This is a genomic window from Brevundimonas sp., from assembly GCF_035935935.1.
Taxonomy (GTDB): Bacteria; Pseudomonadota; Alphaproteobacteria; order Caulobacterales; family Caulobacteraceae; genus Brevundimonas.
The window spans coordinates 232,413-251,295 of record NZ_DASYWO010000002.1 but is presented as its reverse complement, the minus strand read 5'-3'; the positions used below and the strand labels follow the sequence as shown (position 1 = coordinate 251,295).

The following is an 18,883-nucleotide window of genomic DNA, read 5'->3' as shown; positions in this document are numbered from 1 at the left end:
CGCCGCATGACCCTGCTGATCGCGATCACCGGCGGCTCCGGCTCCGGCAAGACGACCCTGGCCGAGGCGCTGGTCGCGGCCATGCGGCCCGGCGCGGCCGTCCTGCTCAGCGAGGACGACTGGTACGTCGACGCCGCCGCCCTGTCCGGCTTCGACCCCGCGGCGTTCGACTTCGACCATCTGGACGCGCGCGACCACGCGCTGATGACGGCGCAGCTCGCCGAGTTGAAGGCCGGCCGGGCCGTCGACGCGCCGGTCTATTCGATGGAAACGCATGGCCGCGAGGACTTCACGCGCCGGATCGAGCCGGCCGAGGCGATCGTCGTGGAGGGCGTGCATGTGCTCAGCACGCCGGCTCTGGCGGCGCTGTACGACGTGAAGGTCTTCGTCGACACGCCCGCCGACATCCGCTTCATCCGCCGCCTGTTGCGGGACCAGATCGAGCGGAAGCGGACCGCGGACTCGGTGGTGAACCAGTATCTGACGACGGTACGCCCGGGGCACGAGCGCTTCACCGAGCCCGCGCGGGCGGTGGCCGACTTCGTCGTCGCCGACTCCACCGCGGCCGTGCGGCTGGCGGACCCCGAAGCGGTCCTCCGGCTGGCCGCGCCCTTGCTGGTGCATCCGCTCATCCGCCCCCTTCTCCGGGAACCGGCGGCGCCGTAACGTCGTTCGGCACGACTCGACCCGCTTCGGGATCGTAGTCGAAGGACGGCGAAAGACTGCATGCACGGCCCCAACTCCGGTCCCGAGCCGGATCCAAAACGACAAGCCGTGCTGCGGAACGCGCGCCGACGATTCACCGCGGAAGGCTTCGCCGGGACGCGAATGGAGGCGGTGGCGCGCGAGTCCGGCATCTCGACGGCCACTCTGTACGCCCAGTTTGCGGGCAAATCCGACCTGTTCGCCGCGGTCATCGACGACGCCGCGGTGGAGTTCACCACGCAGATGAAGCGCGTGTTCGAGCGCGACGGCAGCGCGCGCGACCGGCTGACGGAGTTCGCCGTGGGCTATGCGCGCTTCATGGCCGACCCCTTCGTGCGCTCCGTCTTCCGCCTGGTGATGGCCGAGCGTCCGCGTTTTCGCGACGTCGCGGTGAAGTTCTTCGAGAAAGGCAAGAGCGACTTCGGCGCCTACGTCATCAGGGTCATCCGCGACATGTGCGAACGCGGCGAGCTGGTGTGCGAGCATCCGTCATGGGCGGCCGGCCAGCTGTTCGGCATGATCGAGCACCCGGTTTTCTTCATGCCGCTGGTCACGGGGGACGAGGTCATGCCGGTGCGCGCGGCGAACCAGATCGCGGCGGACGCGGTCGAGACCTTCATGGCGCGGTACGGCGTCCGGAGCTGACGCCTCAGGGCTGCAGCCGCGTCCTCGTCCAGCCCTCGCCCTTCCGGTCGAAGCGCAGCCGGTCGTGCAGCCGGAACGGCCGGTCGCGCCAGAACTCCACGGCCTGCGGAACGACCCGCCAGCCCGTCCAGTGAGGCGGCCGGAGCACCTCGCCGTCGCCGAAGCGCGCGGTTTCGCGCGCCACCGCCGCCTCCAGATCGGCGCGCGCGGCGAGAGGTCGCGACTGATCGGACGCCCAGGCGCCGATCCGGCTCTCCCGGGCGCGGCTGGCGAAGTAGGCGTCGGCCTCGGCCGCCGTGACCGGCTCGACGTGGCCGCGCACCCGCACCTGCCGGCGCAGGGTCTTCCAGTGGAACAGCAGGGCCGCGCGCGGCTGGCCGGCCAGCTGCCCGCCCTTGGCGCTTTCTGCGTTGGAGTAGAAGGCGAAACCGCGGTCGTCGACGTCCTTCAGCAGCACCATCCGCGCATCGGGCATGCCCTCGGCGTCGACGGTGGACAGGCACATGGCATTGGCGTCGTTCGGCTCGTGCCTCAGGGCCTCGGCCAGCCAGTCGACGAACAGGCCGATCGGCTCCGGCCGGTCGAAGATCGTCTCGTCGCCGTTGGCCGCCAGGGCGGCGGCGTAGTCGCGGGAGTATTCCTCACGCGAGGGGCTGGGCGGGATGACGGGCGCGGCCATGCCCCTGCGATAGCGCGCGGCGGGCCGGTCCGGAAGTGCGGCACGGTTAACCCGGCATTGACCCTGATCGGCGCCTTTGTCGGGGATGCGTGGGGAAGCCGCACATCTGACCGTCGCCGAGGCCCGTGCCGCACTGGGCCTCGATGGTCCCGCGCAGGGCGCGGCGCTGACCGCCGCCTTCCGGCAGGCGGTGAAGGCCGCGCGGCCGGACCTGCCCGGCGGGGACGAGTGGACCTTCCGGCGCGTCATCGCCGCGCACGACCTGCTGAAGCGCCTGGACGCCCCACTGGCCCTGCCGGCGCCCGAGGTCCGGCGCCCCGCGCCGGCGACGCTGGCGATCACGCCGCTGCAGGCGCTGTCGGGCGGCACCGCCGTGATCCGCGCCGGCGGCAAGCGACTGCGCGCGACCTATGCGCCTGGGCTGCGGACGGGGGACCGTCTGCGCCTGAAGGGCGCGGGACGGGAGGGCGCCGACCTGTATCTGGCCGTGGTCGTACGCGGCTGCGGCGCCCTGTCGGTCGTGGGCGACGACCTGCACATGACGGCGCCGGTCCCGCAGCAGGTCCTGCGCGACGGCGGCCGCATCGAGATCGCCACCCACGCCGGGCCGCGCTCGGCATGGCTGGTGCCGAACCACCCGACGATGCGGCTGCGGCTGCGCGATCTGGGCCTGCCCGCGCGCGGGAGCCGCCGTCGCGGCCATCTGTTCGTGACGCTGGAGCCGGTCGAGGACGCGCCGTCCGCCTCCGTGGACCTGCGCGCCCGCTTCGCCCGCGACTGGACGCCGGAGCGCCGCGCGGCCTAAGCCTTGGGACGACATGTCCCACAACACCTTCGGCCATCTCTTCCGCGTGACCACCTGGGGCGAGAGCCACGGCCCGGCGATCGGCTGCGTCGTCGACGGCTGCCCGCCCGGCATTCCCCTGACCGAGGCGGACGTCCAGCCCTGGCTGGACCGCCGCAAGCCCGGCGGCAGCCGCTTCGTCACCCAGCGCAGGGAGAGCGACGCGGTCCGCATCCTGTCCGGCACCTTCGACGACGGCGCGGGGCCGGTGACGACGGGCACGCCGATCTCGCTGATGATCGAGAACGAGGACGCGCGGTCGAAGGACTATGGCGAGATCGCGCGTGCGTATCGCCCCGGCCATGCCGACTTCACCTATGACGCCAAGTACGGGGTGCGGGATCCGCGCGGCGGCGGGCGGTCGTCCGCGCGCGAGACGGCCATGCGCGTCGCCGCGGGTGCGGTGGCGCGGAAGGTGCTGGGCGGCGGCCTGACGATCCGCGCCGGCGTGACGCAGCTGGGGCCGCACCGCATCGCCGACGAGGCGGTCGATTTGGGCGCGACGTACGACAACCCCCTGTTCGCTGCGTCCGCCGCCGTGGTCGAGGCCTGGTCCGACCATCTGGACAGGGTCCGCAAGGCGGGGTCGTCGATCGGCGCGGTCGTCTCGCTGGAGATCACGGGCGTGCCCGCGGGATGGGGCGCTCCCCTCTACGGCAAGCTGGACGCCGAACTGGCCGCCGCGCTGATGTCGATCAACGCGGTCAAGGGCGTGGAAATCGGCGCCGGCTTCGCCTCGGCCGAACTGTCCGGAGAGGACAACGCCGACGAGATGCGAATGGGGCCGGACGGACGGCCGGTCTTCCTGTCGAACAAGGCCGGCGGGGTTCTCGGCGGCATCTCGACGGGCCAGCCGATCACCGCGCGCGTGGCGTTCAAGCCCACCTCCTCCATCCTGACGCCGCGGCGCAGCGTGACGCGAGACGGTGAGGAGACCGACCTCCGCACCGTCGGCCGCCACGACCCCTGCATCGCCCTGCGCGGCGTGCCGGTGGTGGAGGCGATGGCGGCGTGCGTGCTGGCCGACGCTTTCCTGAGGCACCGGGGGCAGATCGGCGCCCCCTTTTCGTAACTGACACTGTTTCCTATATGGGCTTCAGCGAGGTTGATAGCCCTCGGATTCCGGGACCATCCCCATGATCGACGTTCGACCCTTCAACACCCTCGGCGGCGCGGACCACGGCTGGCTCAAGGCGCGCCATCATTTCTCGTTCGCCAACTATTACGACCCGTCCCGCATGGGCTGGGGCCGGCTGCGCGTGTGGAACGACGACGAGATCGCGGCCCAGTCGGGCTTTCCGCCCCATCCGCACGCGGACATGGAGATCATCACCTACGTCCGCACCGGCGCGATCACCCACCAGGACTCCATGGGAAACGAGGGTCGCACGGGCGCGGGCGACGTGCAGGTGATGAGCGCGGGCACCGGCGTGCGCCACGCCGAGTTCAATCTGGAGCCGGAGACCACGACCCTGTTCCAGATCTGGATCGAGACCGACAGGCGCGGCGCCCAGCCGAGCTGGGGCCAGCGCGAGTTTCCCAAGTCCGACCGCTCGGGGCGGTTCACCGTCGTGGCCTCCGGCGACCCGGGCGACGGCGCCCTGCACATCAATGCCGACGCCAGGGTGCTGGCCGCCACGCTGAAGGCCGGCGAGACGATCACCTATGACCTGGCCGAGGGTCGCCGCGCCTATCTGGTCCCCGCCGTCGGCGAGGTCGAGGTCAACGGCGTCACGCTGAACGCCCGCGACGGCGCCGGCATCAAGGACGAGCCGACGCTGACCGTGACGGCCAAGGCCGACGCCGAACTGGTGATGGTCGACAGTCTGTAGGGCCATCGAAAAGCCCGCGCGTCAGGTTTCATTCACCAAGCCGCGGCTAGATCGGCCGCAGTCGGGAGAATGATCATGAAAACCGTCGCGCGGGCCGCCGCCCTCGCCGCCGTGGTCGGCGGATCGCTGATGCTGCAGGGTTGCCTGGTCGGGGCCGTGGTCGGCACGGGCGCGGCCGTGGTCGGCGGCGCGGCCAAGGTGACCGGCGCGGTCGTCGGCGCGGGCGTCGATGCCGTCACCACCTCCGACGAGGAAACCCGGGCAAGACGCGAGCGCGAACAACGCGAATACGAACGCGAACAGCGCCGCTGCGAGCAGCGTCGGGCCTCCGGGCGCGACTGCTAGAGCGTCAGCTCGCAGCGCTCGCCGATCGTGGGGCGCAGGACCGTGATCCTCGACAGGCCCGGAAACTCCGGCGTCAGGCGATCCGCGAACCAGCCGCAGATCGCTTCCAGACTGGGCGTCTCCAGCCCCGGGTGCTCGTTCAGCAGGCCGTGATCCAGTTCGGCCGCCGCCGCCTTCAGCGACGCCTCCAGCTTCGTCAGGTCGACCACGAACCCCATCTCTCCGCCGGGCGTGCCGCGCACGCTGGCTTCCACCCGGAACGAGTGCCCATGCACGCGCCGATGCGGACTTCCCTCCGGCCCGTGGGGAAAATGGTGCGCCGCGTCGAAATGGGCGGCCTTGGTGACTTCGAAAACGCGGGTCATCTCACGCCGATGTACTTGTGCGTCTGGACGCTGAGGCGCCAGCGCGGATGCTGCAGGCAATATGCGACGGCCGCCGCCGTGTTGGCGGCCTGATCCGGCCCGTCCATGGGCTGGAGCCAGAACCGCTGGAAATCCAGGCCCTCGAACCTCTCAGGCATGGCCCTGGCCTGGGGAAAGACCAGCTTCAGCTCGTGGCCCCGCGTCTGCACCACCGGCGCGTCGGCCTTGGGACTGACGCATATCCAGTCGATGCCGTCCGGCGCCGCCACCGTGCCGTTCGTCTCCACCGCGACCGCGAAGCCGCGCGCATGCAGGGCGTCGATCAGCGCCGGGTCCAGCTGGAGCAGCGGCTCGCCCCCCGTGCAGACCACCAGCCGGTCGCCCTGCCCGCCGATCCAGCGGGCGGCGACATGGTCCGCCAGCGCGTCGGCCGTGGCGAACTTGCCCCCGCCGTCGCCGTTCACCCCCACGAAATCCGTGTCGCAGAAGTCGCAGATTGCGGTCGGTCGGTCCCGCTCCAGCCCGTTCCACAGGTTGCAGCCCGCGAAGCGCAGGAAGACGGCGGCGCGGCCCGCCTGCCCGCCCTCACCCTGCACCGTCAGGAAGCATTCCTTGACCGCATAGGTCATCGGCGCGCCTCCCATTCGGCCCAGCCGCGCGCGCGGAGTTCGCACGCCGGGCAATCGCCGCAGCCGTGGCCCCAGGCATGAAGCTCGCCGCGCTCGCCGCGGTAGCAGGTGTGGCTGTCCTCGACGATCATCAGGACCAGGGAGTCGCCGCCCAGGTCGTGCGCCAGCGCCCATGTTTCGGCCTTGGTCAGGCGCATCAGCGGCGTTTCGATCGTCACCGCCTTGTCCAGCCCCAGCGACAGCGCCAGCTCCATCGCGTCGAGGGTGTCGCGCCGGCAGTCGGGATAGCCGCTGAAGTCGGTCTCGCACATGCCGCCGACCAGCGCTTCCAGCCCCCGCCGGTCGGCCAGCGCCGCCGCGCAGGTCAGGAAGACCAGATTGCGCCCGGGCACGAAGGTGGACGGCAGCCCCCGCGCATCCATCTCGATCTCGCGCTCGGCCGTCAGGGCGCTCTCGGCGATGCGGCCGTAGCCGGTCAGATCGACGACGTGGTCCGGGCCCAGCCGCGCGGCCCAGCGGACGTCCAGCTCCGCCATCCGCTCGCGCACGGTCAGGCGCGCCCGCATCTCGACTGCATGACGCTGGCCGTAGTCGAAGCCCACGGTCTCGACCCGGTCGAACCGGTCCAGCGCCCAGGCCAGGCAGGTCGCGCTGTCCTGCCCGCCCGAGAACAGGACGAGGGCCGAGGAGGCGACGGACGGGGCGGGCTGGACTGCGGACATGACGACCCTGCGGTCGGCCCGAAGGCCGCGCGCATGCAAGTTTCGGTTCCGGCGATGTGCGGAAGGCGCGCCTCATACACCCGCGCGCGACGGGAGGCAAAACGCGCGGTTTCCCGCTTAACCGTTCTGCAAAGGGTTCTCGACTAGATCACGGGGACAGAACGGAGTTTCGGCCAGTATGCCGACCATCGAAACCCTGACGCAGCGGATCGACCCGGTCCCGCTCGAGGCCACCGGCGCGCAGATTTTCGCGCGGTTTGAAGCCGAACCCGACACGCTGTGCATTCCCGTCGTGGTCGACGATCGACCCGTCGGGCTGATCGAGCGCAACGATTTCCTGATGAAGCTGGCGGCGCCGCTGGGGCATGCCCTTTATCTGTCGCGCGACGTCGGTCACGTCATGAACCCGGAGCCTGCGGTCGTGCAGGCCGGGATGCGGCTGGCCACGGTGTGCGACGTCATGCTGCGCGCGGGCCCGGGCGAGCTGATGCGCGGCTTCATCGTCACCGACGCGGGCCGCTACCATTCCGTCGGCACCGCCGCCTCCCTGCTGCAGGCGGCCAACCAGATCCATCAGGAACGCGACGCCGCGATGGCCGAGCAGTCGCGCCTGCTGAACGACACCCAGACCCAGGCGCTGGCCGCCGCGCGGGCCAAGAGCCAGTTCCTCGGCATCATGAGCCACGAGCTGCGCACGCCGATGAACGGGGTCCTCGCCGTCGCCGAACTCCTGCGACGCCAGCCGCTGACCGCCCAGGCGCAGGCCCACGTCGCGACCATCGTGGAATCTTCAGAGACGCTGATCCGCATCCTGCAGGACGCGCTGGACCTGTCGCGCGCCGAGGCCGGAGAGCTGGAGCTGTCGGTCGCCCCGACGCCGCTGCGGGCCTTGATGGACGACGTGCAGGCGCTCTGGGAGCCCCGCGCCTCGCAGGACGACGTCAGCCTGATGATCGGTTACGAGGGCGACACCGATCTGGCCGCCCACGTCGACGGCGTGCGCCTGAAGCAGGTGTTCAACAACCTGATCGGCAACGCCCTGAAATTCGCGCGCAACGGCGTCGTCGAGGCCGGCCTCAAGGCCTGGGCCGACGGGGACCGCATCCGGGTGGAGGCGCGCGTGCGGGACGACGGACCGGGCGTGGAGCCGGACCGCGTCGACGCCATCTTCGAACCCTTCGTGCACGGATCCGGTCCGGACGGCGCCGGGCTGGGCCTGGCCATCTGCCGCCAGATCGTCGATCGCATGAACGGACGCATCTGGGCCGAGAACAATGCGGGCCGCGGCGCCACCTTCGCCTTCGACCTCGACCTGCCCCGTGCGGAAGCGGCCGTGGAGCGGACCGCCGAGGTGTCGGACCTGATCGAGCTCGGCGCGATCGAGAGCCCCCACGTCCTGATCGTGGACGACAACGCCACCAACCGCATCGTCGCCCAGGCGCTGTGCGAGATGTTCGGCTGCACCTCCGAAACCGCCGAGGACGGCGTGGAGGCGGTCGAGGCGGTGCGCGACCGCCGCTTCGACATGGTGCTGATGGACATCAAGATGCCGCGCATGGACGGGGTGCAGGCCACCCGGACCATCCGCGCGCTGGACGGCGAGGCCGGGCGCGTGCCGATCGTCGCCCTGACCGCCAATGCCGACCCCGACGACGCCCTGGGCTACATGGCCGAGGGCATGGTCGCGGTGGTCGAAAAGCCGATCAAGCCGGAGCGGCTGCGTCTGGCCATGCACGCGGCGCTGACGGCGGTCGACGCGGGCGTCGACGGGCAGGCCCTCGTGGACCGCGCCGTCGCCTAGTCGGCGGCGGACGCCGGATCGTCGTCGTCCTCCTCGTCATAGCCGACCAGACGCAGCGCGCGTGCGGCCATGCCGTTGATCTCGGCCCAGCGCAGCAACCCCTCCTCGCGTCCGTGGGTGATCCAGACCTCCTGCGGCGCCACCTCCGTCAGGGTGGCGGTCAACTCGTTCCAGTCGGCGTGGTCGGAGATGACCAGCGGCAGTTCCACGCCGCGCTGCTTCGCCCGCGCCCTGACGCCCATCCAGCCCGAGGCGAAGGCGGCGATCGGCTCGGCGAAGCGACGGGCCCAGCGATCCTGGATCGCCGACGGAGGCGCGATCGCGATCTCTCCCGCCAGCGCGTCCCTGGGGAGGCCGGCGGCCGAGGCGATGGGGCCGAGGTCGACGCCCTCCCGCTCGTAGAGGGCGTTCAATCGCGCCAGCGCGCCGTGAACGTAGATCGTGCGCTCCCACCCCCGCTCGCGCAGCAGACGGATCACCCGCTGCGCCTTGCCCAGCGCATAGGCGCCGACCAGATGGGCGCGGTGCGGGAACTGGCGCGTGGACAGGATCAGGCGATCGATCTCCTCCCCGTCCGGCGGATGCGAGAAGACCGGCAGGCCGAACGTCGCCTCGGTCACGAAGACGTGGCACCGCACCGGCTCGAACGGCAGGCAGGTGGGATCGCGCCGCCGTTTGTAGTCCCCCGAGACGGCGATGGTCAGGCCCTTGTGGCTGACCACAGCCTGCGCCGACCCGAGCACATGGCCGGCCGGGACCAGCGTCACCTCGACCCCGTCGCGCCGAAGGGTCTCGCCATAGGCCACCGGCTCGGCCCGACCGCAGAAGTCCGGGCCGTAGCGCTCCGCCATGATGGCGAGCGTCTGGGGCGTCGCAACGACCACGCCGTGACCGGGCCGGGCGTGGTCGGCATGGCCGTGCGTGATCACGGCCCTGTCGACCGGCACCACGGGATCGATGGCGAAGTCGCCCGGGGGGCACCACAGTCCCCTGGACGTAGGATGAAGCAGGGCCTCGGGGCGCATCGTCGGCATATGGTGGCGCACCGCCGCGCGCGATAGGGAGAGGGCATGTCGACGCCCTCCCTGACGGACCTCTTGCCCCAGCTCGCCTCCGGCGCCGCCCACACCCACGCGCTGGGTTTCGTCTTCGCCGGGGTGGAGGGCCGCAACGTGCGCCTTCGCGTGCCGTGGCGCGAGGATCTGGTCGGAGACGCCGGGACGGGCGTGATCGCCGGAGGCCTCGTCACGACCCTGCTGGATCATGTGGGCGGGCTGGCGGTGTGGACGGCGCTGGACGCCTTCCGGCCGCTGGCGACGCTGGACCTGCGCGTGGACTACATGCGCGCCGCCGCCCCGCGCCGCGACCTGTTCGCCGAGGCGGAATGCTTCCGGCTGACGCACTCCGTCGGCTTCGTCCGGGCCTGGGCGTTCGAAGACGACCCCTCGGATCCCGTCGCGGCCTCGCAGGCGGCCTACATGCTGGATTCCGACGGCGGCCGGCGCGCTGGCCACAACCGGCGCGAGGGAGACGGCGCATGACGGCGCTCGACCGCATCCCCTACGCCGCGTTTCTCGGCCTCAGCGCGCGGCAGGACGACGACCGCCTCGTCGTGACCCTGCCGTTCGCGGATCGTCTGATCGGGAATCCGATCCTGCCCGCGTTGCACGGAGGCGCAACCGCCGCCCTGCTGGAACTGACCGCCATCGCCCAGGTGGCCGAAACCTGGCCCGAAGAGCGACTGCCGAAGCCCATCAACGTCTCCGTCGCCTACCTGCGCTCGGGTCGCCCGCAGGACGTCCATGCGCGTGCGCGCATCGGCAAGGCCGGCCGCCGGGTGGTGCATGTTCTTGCCGAAGCCTGGCAGGACGATCCGGGCCAGCCCATCGCCACGCTGACGGCGCACTTCCTGCTCGCAATATGATTTTCGGTTGTGCTTAATATCGCGTTATGATTGTTTCTCCGCGTGACGCTTCTGTCGCCGGAGGGACTTGGAATGACGCGACGCACCGTGGGCGAGAGCCTCGCCCAGCGCCTTTACGCGGCGGAGACCGCCGTGGACGCCGCCCTGATCGCGGCGGCCGGACTGGCCGCCGAATTGCCGGCCGCGCGATCCGGCGCCCTGCTCTCGGCGGTCACGGGGCAGCGCGCCTTCGACGGGGCGGCCGGGGCCGTGTCCGCCCTCGTCCAGGCCCGCGCGCAGCTGGTTCAGACCCATGGGGTGCTGGCGGCCGTCGCCCGCAAGCTGAAGCTGGACGACCTCGCTGTCGGCCCCGTCGACAAGCCGGAGGACGATCCGCCCATCGGAACTGGCGGCGTTTCGGGACGGAAACCGGTGGAACTCCATCCTGATTCATGTTAACGCGGCGTTTACCGCAGTTAATGAGGGGTAAACGTTCATGGATAAGACCACGGTCATCACCGGCGTCGCCGCTGACCTTCACGCGACCGAGAAGGCCGTCGACGCGGCCATCACCCAGGCCACGACCCTGGTGCAGTCCATGATCGGCGCCCGCGCCGCCCTGTCGATCTCGCCGGTCGCCGGCACGGGCTCGCAGGCCAGGGCCATGGAAACGATCGCCGCGCTGGGCGTCGCCCGCGAAGCCATCGTGGCCTGCCACGCCGAGCTGCAGAAGGACCACCGCCGGATGGGCTGGGGCGTCTACGCCGTCGGTCCGGTGGACAAGCCCGACGATTGGGAGACCCCGATCGGCAGCCCGCCGCCGACCAAGGTCAACCACCTGCGCGTCGCGTCTTAATTCGACGTCATGTACGGAGCCGGGCATTCCGGTTCCGTCGGACTTGCGTCATCATCGCCCCCAAGCTTCGGCCTGGGGGCGTTTTGATGTTGGATACCCTTTACTCCCAGATCGGGGCCGTCATCACCGTGCTGGTGGTGGGCTTCGCCTTCTGGAAGGGCGAGGAGCCGGAGAAGATCGCCGCCGGGGCCTACGGCCTGGGCTGGTTCGCGTCCATGCTCGTGCAGGACGACGGCAATCTTTACGGCATCCAGTGGAGCATGCTGGCCGTCGACGTCGTCATGCTGGGCGTTCTGGGCGCCCTCGTCTGGAAATCGCGTCGTGGCTGGACCGTGTGGGCGACGGCGATGCAGCTGCTCGTGGTCATGAGTCACGTGATGACGCTGGTGGACGTACGCCCATCCGCGTCGTCCTTCTACTTCGTCATCAATCTGGCCGGCTACGGCGTGCTGGTGGCGATCGCGGTCGGCACCTTCTGGACCTGGCAGGAACGCCGCGCCGCGGGGCTGGAATAGGACTTCATTCCTGCTAATCTGCCGCCGAATCACCGGCGACGCCCATGCCCCTGTCACATCCCCGCCTCTGGCGCGCCGTCGACCGTCTGGCGGCGGCGCATGGGCTCAGTCCGTCGGGACTGGCTCGCCGTGCAGGACTGGACGCCACCTCGTTCAATCCGTCGAAACGGGAGACCGGCGGGCGACCCCGCTGGCCCTCGACGGAAAGCCTGAACCGCATTCTGGAGGTGACCGGCGTGTCGCTGGCCGAGTTCGCGGCCCTCGCCGACGACGCCGGTCCCGCCCCCGCCCTGCCCGTTCTGGGTTTGGCGCAGGCGGGTCAGGACGGGTTCTTCGACGAAGCCGGATTGCCCACGGGCGACGGCTGGGGCTGGACCGATCTGCCCCGCCCCGGCCGCAGCCTGTTCAGCCTCGAGATCGTCGGCGACTCCATGGCGCCGCTGTACCGGCCCGGCGACCGCGTCATCGTCGACCGCGACGGCCCGGAACCGAGACGGGGCGACCGCGTGGTGGTGCGCACCCGCACCGGCGAGACGATGGCGAAGGAGCTGGCCCGCACGACCGCGAAGGCACTGACGCTGCGGTCCATCAATCCGGAGCACGCGGACCGCGTCGTGGCGCGCGACGACCTGGACTGGATCAGCCGCATCCTGTGGGTGAGCCAGTAGGCGCGCAGCAAAAAGGCCGCCCCGAAGGGCGGCCTTTCCGTCATCCGCGCGGGGCGGATCAGTAGGTCAGGTAGTTGGCGTTGACCCAGCCGCCGTTCGAAATCTGCACCCACTGGCCCGAAGAGCTGATGGCCTGCAGGGCCTGACCGCGACTGACGCTGCCGATCTGGGCGTAGTTGGTGCCCGGACCCGAGCGGACGCGCACGTTGGTCGTGGGGCGGACGATCGAGGCGTTGGCCGAAGCCCCGGCCCGCGCGCGCTGCTGGTTGCAGCCGATGTAGCTGCCCGCCGCGGCGCCCGCGCCCGCGCCGACCACCGCGCCGAGGGTGCGCTCGTTGCGCGAGATCTGGCTGCCGGCGAGGCCGCCGACGACCGCGCCGATCAGGGCGCCGGCCTGCTGGCGACCGCCCGGAGCGTCGCAGCTGGTGATGCCGTTCGACTGCGCCGAGGCGACGCCGGGGATGGCCGCCGCGGCGGCCAGGGCGGCGCCCGCGATCAGGGTGTTCTTGATGCCGTTCGACATGGCTCATCTCTCCTTCGAGTTGGTCGATGGAGGAAGAATGCCCGGGCTTGCCGGAGTATCCCCTGAACCGCTTGTTGTTTTCGGTTCAGGTTTCAGCCCGCCAGGCGGCCGTCCGCGCCCCGCTCCAGCAACTCGACGGTCTGCGGCAGGCCGTAGATGGCGGCGAACGAGCCGAATCTGGGCCCCTGCTTCTCGCCCAGCAGGACCTCGTACAGCGCGCCGAACCAGGACCGCAGCGGCTCGAAGGCGTGCGCCTTGCCCACCGCATAGACCTCGTTCTGGATCAGTTCGCCGTCCGTCGTGTCCGCCGGCAGGGCGCGCAGACGGTCGGCCAGGTCGCGGAACGCCGCCGCCTCCTGCCCGGTCGGCGGCCGGAACGCCTTGGCCGGACGCACGAAGTCGTCGAAATAGTTCAGGGCATGGCCCATCAGCCGATCCAGCGTCGGCTCCGTCTGCGGCGTCGCCTCGGGCAGGTAGCGGCCCATGTAGGCCCACAGCTGATCCCTGGACGACGCATTGGCCACGCCGACCAGATTGAGCAGAAGGCTGAAGGACACCGGCGACGCGACCGCAGGCGGATCCCCGGCGTGGATCGACCAGACGGCGTTGTCGATCCGCTTCGCGGGCTCCTGCGCCTGATACTGGTCGATGAAGCTCAGATAGTCGTCGATCGCGCGCGGGATGACGTTGAAGTGCAGGCTCTTGGCCGACTTCGGCGACTGGAACATGTACCAGGCCAGGCTTTCGGGGGTGCCGTAGCGCAGCCACTCGTCCATCGTCAGACCGTTGCCCTTGGACTTGGAGATCTTCTTGCCCTCGACGTCGAGGAAGAGCTCGTAGTTGAAGCCTTCAGGGGGCACGCCGCCCATGACGCGGCACAGCTTCGACGACTCGCGCACGCTCTCGATCAGGTCCTTGCCCGACATCTCGTAGTCGACGTCCAGCGCCGTCCAGCGCATGGCCCAGTCGGGCTTCCACTGCAGCTTCACATGACCGCCCGTGACCGGCACGGTCGTGCGCCCGCCGGCGGGGTCGTCGAAGGTGATGGCCCCGGCGTCCACATCCCGCTCCAGCGTCGGGACCTGCAGGACGTGACCCGTCACCGGGCTGATCGGCAGAAACGGCGAATAGGTCGCGCGCCGCTCCTCGCCCAGCGTCGGCAGCATCACCGCCATGACGTCGTCGAAGCGTTCCAGCACGCGCAGCAGCACCGCGTCGAACCGGCCCGAGCGGTACTGTTCGGTCGAGCTCATGAACTCGTAGTCGAAGCCGAATCCGTCGAGGAACGCCCGCAGCCGCGCGTTGTTGTGCGCGCCGAAACTGTCGTGGGTGCCGAACGGGTCCCGCACCTTCGTCAGCGGCAGGTGCAGGTCCTCGCGCAGCATCTCCGCGTTGGGCACACCGTCCGGAACTTTCCGCAGGCCGTCCATGTCGTCGCTGAACGCCACCAGCCGCGTCGGCCAGTGGTCGCCGGTCAGGGCGCGGAAGGCGTTGCGGACCATGGTGGTGCGCGCGACCTCGCCGAAGGTGCCCATGTGCGGCAGGCCCGACGGCCCGTAGCCGGTTTCCAGCAGCACGGGCTTGCGCAAGGCCTCGAAGGTCGCCAGCGCCTCGTCGGCCTTGCCGGCGTCGATCAGAAGCCTGGCGGCCGTGCGGTCCGCGTCCGACAGCCGCTTCTTCAGGACGTGGTCCAGCAGGTTGCGGGCCTGTTCGAAAGGCCACGACCTGGCTTCGCGCGCGAGGGTTTCGAGGTTCTGCAACATGGCGCGGGGTTTGACGCCTGCGCCCCCCGCGGTCAACGGCGCGTCAGGCCGCCGGTCGCTTCGGCAGCTGCATCCAGTTCTCGAAGCTCATCACGATCTGACCGTTCTGGTTGCTGACCTCGGTAATCGTGCGCACCCGGCCGCGGTCGGGCTGCTTCTCCGAAGGCACGATCTCCAGCACCTCGCGCCGCACCGTCAGGCGGTCGCCGGGCCGCACCGGCACGCGCCAGCGCAGGTCGTTGACGCCCAGCCCCAGTAGCGGCACGTCGCCGTAGAGATCAGCTTCCACGAAGTCGCGCATCACACGGCTGGCCACATGCCAGCCGCTGGCGATCAGCCCACCGAAGCGCTTCGCCTGATCGCTGTCGGGATCGACGTGCATCGGCTGCGGGTCGAACTGCCGCGCGAAGTCGATGATCTCCGCTTCCGTGATCTCGAACGGCGCGCTGGTCCAGCTTTCGCCGACGGTCAGGTCGTCCAGGTATCGGTCGGTCATCGGCGTCTCCGGCAGCCTGGCCTCTAGATAGTCCGAGTCCCGCCCGCGTCATCCCCGCCCTTGACCCGCGCGCCGCGTCGTGGCCCTGACCGCCGCCTGATGAAGACCTCCGATTTCGACTTCGACCTGCCCGAGGACCGCATCGCGCTGCGCCCGGCCGAGCCGCGGGACTCCGCGCGCCTGCTGGTCGTGCGAGACGGCGATCTGGAGGACCGGGTCGTGCGGGACCTGCCGGATTTCCTGCGGGCCGGCGACGCCCTGGTGTTCAACGACACGCGCGTGATCCCGGCCCGCCTGTCGGGCGAGCGGACGCGGCCGGGCGAGGCGGGCCAAACCCTGACCGTCGACGTCGAGGCCACGCTGCATCATCGGGACGCGCCCGACGTCTGGTCCGCCTTCATGAAGCCGGGCAAGCGGCTGAAGGTCGGCGACCGCGTGCGGTTCGGGCGGTCGACCGACGGAGCCTGCGCGCTGGGCGCGCTGGACGCCACGGTGGAGGCGAAGGGCGAGGACGGGCTGGTCAGCCTGCGGTTCGACCTGTCAGGGCCGGCGCTGGACGAAGCGATCCGCGACGTGGGCGTCATGCCGCTGCCGCCCTACATCGCGGCGAAACGGCCAGAGGACGACCGCGACCGCTCGGACTATCAGACGGTCTATGCCGCCCATGACGGCTCGGTCGCCGCCCCGACGGCGGGTCTGCATTTCACCCCGGCGCTGCTGGAGGCCGTGCGGGCGAAGGGCGTCTCCACCCATGCGGTGACGCTGCATGTCGGCGCGGGGACGTTCCTGCCGGTCAAGGTCGACGACCTGTCCGAGCACCGCATGCATTCGGAATGGGGCACGGTGTCCGGTGAGACGGCGGCCGCCCTGAACGCGGTGCGCACCGCGGGCGGGCGCATCGTCTGCGTCGGCACCACCTCGTTGCGTCTGCTGGAGAGCGCGACGGGCGAGGACGGCGTGATCCGACCGTTTCACGGCGACACCGCCATATTCATCACGCCCGGCCATCGCTTCCGTGCCGTCGACGTGCTGATCACGAACTTCCATCTGCCGAAGTCGACGCTGTTCATGCTGGTCAGCGCCTTCGCCGGGGTGGAGGCGATGCGGGCCGCCTATGCCCACGCCGTGGCGTCGGACTATCGCTTCTATTCTTATGGCGACGGCAGCCTGTTGTTCCGAAACGAGGTTTCAGCCTGAACCTTGCACAGCCCGGGGGTCTGCTATGATCCCTGCCCTCCCTCGCCATCCTCGCCACCGTGATGGAAATGAGAGTCTTTTTTTCCGAGACTCTCACACTCAACCAGCCAGAGCCGCCTTGCCCTTCCCCTTCGACATCACCGCCACCGACGGCCGCGCCCGCACCGGCGTGCTGAAGACCCCACGCGGGGACGTGCGCACCCCGGCCTTCATGCCGGTGGGCACCGCCGCGACCGTCAAGGCCATGACGGTCGATCAGGTGAAGCAGACCGGGGCCGACATCATCCTGGGCAACACCTATCACCTGATGCTGCGCCCGGGGCCGGAGCGGATGGAGAAGCTGGGCGGGCTTCACAGGTTCATGCGCTGGGACAGGCCGATCCTGACCGACAGCGGTGGATTCCAGGTCATGTCCCTGTCCGGCATCTCGAAGCTGACGGAGGAGGCCGTCACCTTCTCCAGCCACGTCGACGGCTCGAAACACGTTCTGACGCCGGAGCGGTCGATCGAGATCCAGGCGGACCGGATCGGCGCGGACATCTCCATGCAGCTGGACGAGTGCGTCGCCTGGCCGGCCGAGGAGGCGCGCGCCCGCAAAGGCATGGAGCTGTCCGCGCGCTGGGCCAAGCGATCGAAGGACGCCTTCGGCACGCGCGAGACCCAGGCCCTGTTCGGCATCCAGCAGGGGTCGACATATGAACACCTCCGGCGCGAAAGCTCGGAGCGGCTGCGGGAGATCGGGTTCGACGGCTACGCCATCGGCGGCCTGGCGGTCGGCGAGGGCCATCAGGCGATGTGCGAGGTGCTGGACTACGCGCCCGACATGCTTCCCGCCGCCCGGCCCCGTTATCTGATGGGCGTCGGAAAGCCCGTCGATCTGGTCGAGGCGGTGTGGCGGGGCGTCGACATGTTCGACTGCGTCCTGCCGACGCGCGCCGGACGGCACGGTCAGGCCTGGACGTGGGACGGGCCGCTGAACCTCAAGAACGCGCGTTTCGCCGAGGACGAGGCTCCGCTGGACGCCTCGGTCCCCTGCCCGGCCTCGCAGGAGTATTCGCGGGCCTATCTGCACCACCTGATCCGCACCGACGAAATCCTCGGCAAGATCCTGCTGACCTGGCACAATCTGGCCTTCTATCAGGCGCTTAACGCCGCCATGCGGGAGGCGATTTCGGCCGGCGGCTTCGACGCGTTCCGCGCGGATTTCCACGCGCGACACGCCGCAGGGGGGTGACCCCACGCTCGCCCGTCAGGGTTCATCAGCTTGACAGAACGACGATTTATTGGAGAACGCAGATCCGGGAGGCGTTCACCATGACGTTGCAATCCATCTTCTGCCGCCACGCGTGGTACTGGTCCGAACGCCACCGCGCGGACCGCTGCCGCCACTGCGGCAAGATGGCCGACAGCGCCGGCGCTACGGCCACGGCCAGGGAAGCCTTCGCGCCGCCGCCGGTCGCCGCGGCGCCGGCCCGCCCCTTCGAACTGGCGTCGCAAAGGCGGGCCCGGTCGCTGTTCGAACGCCTGGACATGTTGGCGGACGGCGGCGACCTGACCCGGGATGAGGTGCTGCAGACGATCGTGGAGCTGATCGAGGACGGTCAGGCCGCGCGGCCGCGACTGACGTCCGACGTGGCCGCCCGCTACTTCGCGGCGCTGGACGGCGGCCGTCGCGCCCACGCCTGATCGGGCTCAGCGGGGGTTGACCCCGTGGCCGATGGCTTCCGCCCGATCCCGATCGGCGCCCTCCACGCTGGCGATCCAGACGTGGATGTGGTTCGGCGCGGTCGACTGGCGGAACAGATGCTCCAGCGCCCGCCGCCTGCCGTCCTCGACGACGACGACCGTGGTGCGTCCGCCCGCCTCGACCATTTCGCCGTCGTGGATCGGAAACTGGGCGCTGGGGCCGGCATAGATCATCAGCTGGGCCACGCCGCCCTTTCGCACCGTCCAGACCTGGAAGTCCGGGCCCGGTCGGCCGGCCGTCAGGGCATAGCCCTCAGGCAGGGTCACGGCGAACGGCAGGGCGTCGATCTCGGCCCGGGTCAGCGCGCGCGGCGCGGCGGGAGCCGTGGCCACCGGGGCCGGGATCGGCGTCGCCGCGGCCGGCAGTGACGCTGCGGGCGTCATGACCGGGCGCGGTGCGGGGGCGGACGCGGACGTCGGCGCCGGAACCGGCGCGTCGGCCGGTGCGACGGCGGCGGGCGCGGGACGGGTCTGCGGCGCCTCGACCGGGGCCGGAGCGGTCGATGCCGGACGCGCCGGCATGGCGTTGAGATCGCCGGTGTAATCCGGCGTGGACTGGGCGGCGGCCGCGCCTGCGAGCGTCAGCGTCGACAGGGCGGCGGCGAGGGCAATCGGGCTGCGGGTCATGAAGCCAGCTTCTCCCCTTCGT

At 70.5% G+C, this 18,883-nt stretch carries 25 protein-coding genes; 16 read left to right on the top strand and 9 right to left on the bottom strand.

Going from position 1 to position 18,883, the window contains the following annotated elements:
* Nucleotides 1–6: 6 nt before the first annotated feature.
* Together udk and VGR32_RS01695 are read left to right on the top strand one after the other, a co-directional pair.
* Nucleotides 7–666: a uridine kinase gene (udk, locus tag VGR32_RS01700; RefSeq protein WP_327447399.1), complete on the top strand. Its 660-nt coding sequence runs from the start codon at nt 7–9 to the stop codon at nt 664–666.
* A gap of 108 nt (nt 667–774) precedes the next feature.
* A complete protein-coding gene (locus VGR32_RS01695) occupies nt 775–1,350 on the top strand; it encodes a TetR/AcrR family transcriptional regulator (RefSeq protein WP_327447397.1) in 576 nt (191 codons plus the stop codon).
* Between the two features lie 4 nt (nt 1,351–1,354).
* Here the strand turns inward: VGR32_RS01695 and pdxH are convergent, their stop codons facing one another.
* Nucleotides 1,355–2,029 carry a pyridoxamine 5'-phosphate oxidase gene (gene pdxH / locus VGR32_RS01690; protein WP_327447395.1) on the bottom strand — a complete coding sequence of 225 codons (675 nt, stop codon included), beginning with the start codon at nt 2,027–2,029 and terminating at the stop codon, nt 1,355–1,357.
* An 85-nt stretch (nt 2,030–2,114) separates the two neighbouring features.
* On the opposite strand from pdxH, the gene VGR32_RS01685 reads away from it, so the two are divergent.
* From VGR32_RS01685 to VGR32_RS01670, 4 genes are all read left to right on the top strand, one after another.
* Nucleotides 2,115–2,834 carry a DnaJ C-terminal domain-containing protein gene (locus tag VGR32_RS01685; RefSeq protein ID WP_327447393.1) on the top strand — a complete coding sequence of 240 codons (720 nt, stop codon included), beginning with the start codon at nt 2,115–2,117 and terminating at the stop codon, nt 2,832–2,834.
* A 13-nt stretch (nt 2,835–2,847) separates the two neighbouring features.
* A complete protein-coding gene (gene aroC, locus VGR32_RS01680) occupies nt 2,848–3,945 on the top strand; it encodes a chorismate synthase (protein WP_327447391.1) in 1,098 nt (365 codons plus the stop codon).
* A 64-nt stretch (nt 3,946–4,009) separates the two neighbouring features.
* A complete protein-coding gene (locus tag VGR32_RS01675) occupies nt 4,010–4,705 on the top strand; it encodes a pirin family protein (protein WP_327447389.1) in 696 nt (231 codons plus the stop codon).
* Nucleotides 4,706–4,780: 75 nt separating this feature from the next.
* On the top strand, nt 4,781–5,050 hold the full coding sequence (locus VGR32_RS01670) for a hypothetical protein (RefSeq protein WP_327447387.1): 270 nt from the start codon (nt 4,781–4,783) through the stop codon (nt 5,048–5,050).
* Here VGR32_RS01670 and VGR32_RS01665 read toward each other — a convergent pair.
* From VGR32_RS01665 to queC, 3 genes are read right to left on the bottom strand one after another with little or no spacing between them, the layout of a single operon-like run.
* Complete coding sequence (locus VGR32_RS01665) at nt 5,047–5,415, bottom strand: 6-carboxytetrahydropterin synthase (protein WP_327447385.1); 369 nt, start codon at nt 5,413–5,415, stop codon at nt 5,047–5,049. The two genes, VGR32_RS01670 and VGR32_RS01665, sit on opposite strands and share 4 nt — an antisense overlap.
* On the bottom strand, nt 5,412–6,044 hold the full coding sequence (queE, locus tag VGR32_RS01660) for a 7-carboxy-7-deazaguanine synthase (protein WP_327447384.1): 633 nt from the start codon (nt 6,042–6,044) through the stop codon (nt 5,412–5,414). Before queE ends, VGR32_RS01665 begins: the two co-directional genes overlap by 4 nt.
* Nucleotides 6,041–6,766: a 7-cyano-7-deazaguanine synthase QueC gene (gene queC, locus VGR32_RS01655; RefSeq protein ID WP_327447382.1), complete on the bottom strand. Its 726-nt coding sequence runs from the start codon at nt 6,764–6,766 to the stop codon at nt 6,041–6,043. The genes queE and queC overlap by 4 nt, the downstream gene beginning before the upstream one ends.
* Before the next feature lie 178 nt (nt 6,767–6,944).
* Between queC and VGR32_RS01650 the strand changes: the two genes are divergently transcribed.
* Nucleotides 6,945–8,567: a response regulator gene (locus VGR32_RS01650; RefSeq protein ID WP_327447380.1), complete on the top strand. Its 1,623-nt coding sequence runs from the start codon at nt 6,945–6,947 to the stop codon at nt 8,565–8,567.
* Here the strand turns inward: VGR32_RS01650 and VGR32_RS01645 are convergent.
* Nucleotides 8,564–9,592, bottom strand: coding sequence for a ligase-associated DNA damage response exonuclease (locus tag VGR32_RS01645; protein WP_327447378.1), 1,029 nt, complete (start codon nt 9,590–9,592; stop codon nt 8,564–8,566). The genes VGR32_RS01650 and VGR32_RS01645 overlap by 4 nt on opposite strands.
* 45 nt (nt 9,593–9,637) lie before the next feature.
* Here VGR32_RS01645 and VGR32_RS01640 point away from each other — a divergent pair, with 45 nt between their 5' ends.
* The 6 genes from VGR32_RS01640 to VGR32_RS01615 all read left to right on the top strand — a co-directional run bounded on the left by VGR32_RS01640 (nt 9,638) and on the right by VGR32_RS01615 (nt 12,509).
* Nucleotides 9,638–10,108, top strand: coding sequence for a PaaI family thioesterase (locus VGR32_RS01640; protein ID WP_327447376.1), 471 nt, complete (start codon nt 9,638–9,640; stop codon nt 10,106–10,108).
* Nucleotides 10,105–10,491 (top strand): PaaI family thioesterase, encoded by a 387-nt coding sequence (locus tag VGR32_RS01635; RefSeq protein WP_327447374.1) that lies wholly within the window; start codon nt 10,105–10,107, stop codon nt 10,489–10,491. Before VGR32_RS01640 ends, VGR32_RS01635 begins: the two co-directional genes overlap by 4 nt.
* 72 nt (nt 10,492–10,563) lie before the next feature.
* Nucleotides 10,564–10,929 (top strand): hypothetical protein, encoded by a 366-nt coding sequence (locus tag VGR32_RS01630; RefSeq protein WP_327447373.1) that lies wholly within the window; start codon nt 10,564–10,566, stop codon nt 10,927–10,929.
* A 37-nt stretch (nt 10,930–10,966) separates the two neighbouring features.
* Nucleotides 10,967–11,326: a hypothetical protein gene (locus tag VGR32_RS01625; RefSeq protein WP_327447371.1), complete on the top strand. Its 360-nt coding sequence runs from the start codon at nt 10,967–10,969 to the stop codon at nt 11,324–11,326.
* 86 nt (nt 11,327–11,412) lie between these two features.
* Nucleotides 11,413–11,841, top strand: coding sequence for a hypothetical protein (locus tag VGR32_RS01620; RefSeq protein ID WP_327447369.1), 429 nt, complete (start codon nt 11,413–11,415; stop codon nt 11,839–11,841).
* A gap of 44 nt (nt 11,842–11,885) precedes the next feature.
* The gene (locus VGR32_RS01615) at nt 11,886–12,509 is read left to right on the top strand and encodes a helix-turn-helix transcriptional regulator (RefSeq protein WP_327447367.1); all 624 of its coding nucleotides are present in this window, start codon (nt 11,886–11,888) and stop codon (nt 12,507–12,509) included.
* A gap of 58 nt (nt 12,510–12,567) precedes the next feature.
* Here the strand turns inward: VGR32_RS01615 and VGR32_RS01610 are convergent, their stop codons facing one another.
* The 3 genes from VGR32_RS01610 to VGR32_RS01600 all read right to left on the bottom strand — a co-directional run bounded on the left by VGR32_RS01610 (nt 12,568) and on the right by VGR32_RS01600 (nt 15,291).
* Nucleotides 12,568–13,032, bottom strand: a complete 465-nt coding sequence (locus VGR32_RS01610) for an SH3 domain-containing protein (protein WP_327447365.1) — start codon at nt 13,030–13,032, stop codon at nt 12,568–12,570.
* 92 nt (nt 13,033–13,124) lie between these two features.
* A complete protein-coding gene (locus VGR32_RS01605) occupies nt 13,125–14,795 on the bottom strand; it encodes a lysine--tRNA ligase (RefSeq protein WP_327447363.1) in 1,671 nt (556 codons plus the stop codon).
* Between the two features lie 43 nt (nt 14,796–14,838).
* On the bottom strand, nt 14,839–15,291 hold the full coding sequence (locus VGR32_RS01600) for a MaoC family dehydratase (protein ID WP_327447361.1): 453 nt from the start codon (nt 15,289–15,291) through the stop codon (nt 14,839–14,841).
* Between the two features lie 99 nt (nt 15,292–15,390).
* On the opposite strand from VGR32_RS01600, the gene queA reads away from it, so the two are divergent.
* The 3 genes from queA (at nt 15,391) to VGR32_RS01585 (ending at nt 18,174) form a co-directional block, all read left to right on the top strand.
* Entirely contained in the window at nt 15,391–16,488 is a 1,098-nt protein-coding gene (gene queA / locus VGR32_RS01595) for a tRNA preQ1(34) S-adenosylmethionine ribosyltransferase-isomerase QueA (RefSeq protein WP_327447359.1), read from the top strand.
* A 118-nt stretch (nt 16,489–16,606) separates the two neighbouring features.
* On the top strand, nt 16,607–17,722 hold the full coding sequence (gene tgt, locus VGR32_RS01590; protein ID WP_327447357.1) for a tRNA guanosine(34) transglycosylase Tgt: 1,116 nt from the start codon (nt 16,607–16,609) through the stop codon (nt 17,720–17,722).
* Between the two features lie 80 nt (nt 17,723–17,802).
* Complete coding sequence (locus tag VGR32_RS01585) at nt 17,803–18,174, top strand: hypothetical protein (RefSeq protein WP_327447355.1); 372 nt, start codon at nt 17,803–17,805, stop codon at nt 18,172–18,174.
* 6 nt (nt 18,175–18,180) lie between these two features.
* On the opposite strand, the gene VGR32_RS01580 is transcribed toward VGR32_RS01585, so the two are convergent.
* Nucleotides 18,181–18,861 carry a hypothetical protein gene (locus VGR32_RS01580; RefSeq protein ID WP_327447353.1) on the bottom strand — a complete coding sequence of 227 codons (681 nt, stop codon included), beginning with the start codon at nt 18,859–18,861 and terminating at the stop codon, nt 18,181–18,183.
* Nucleotides 18,862–18,883: the final 22 nt, after the last annotated feature.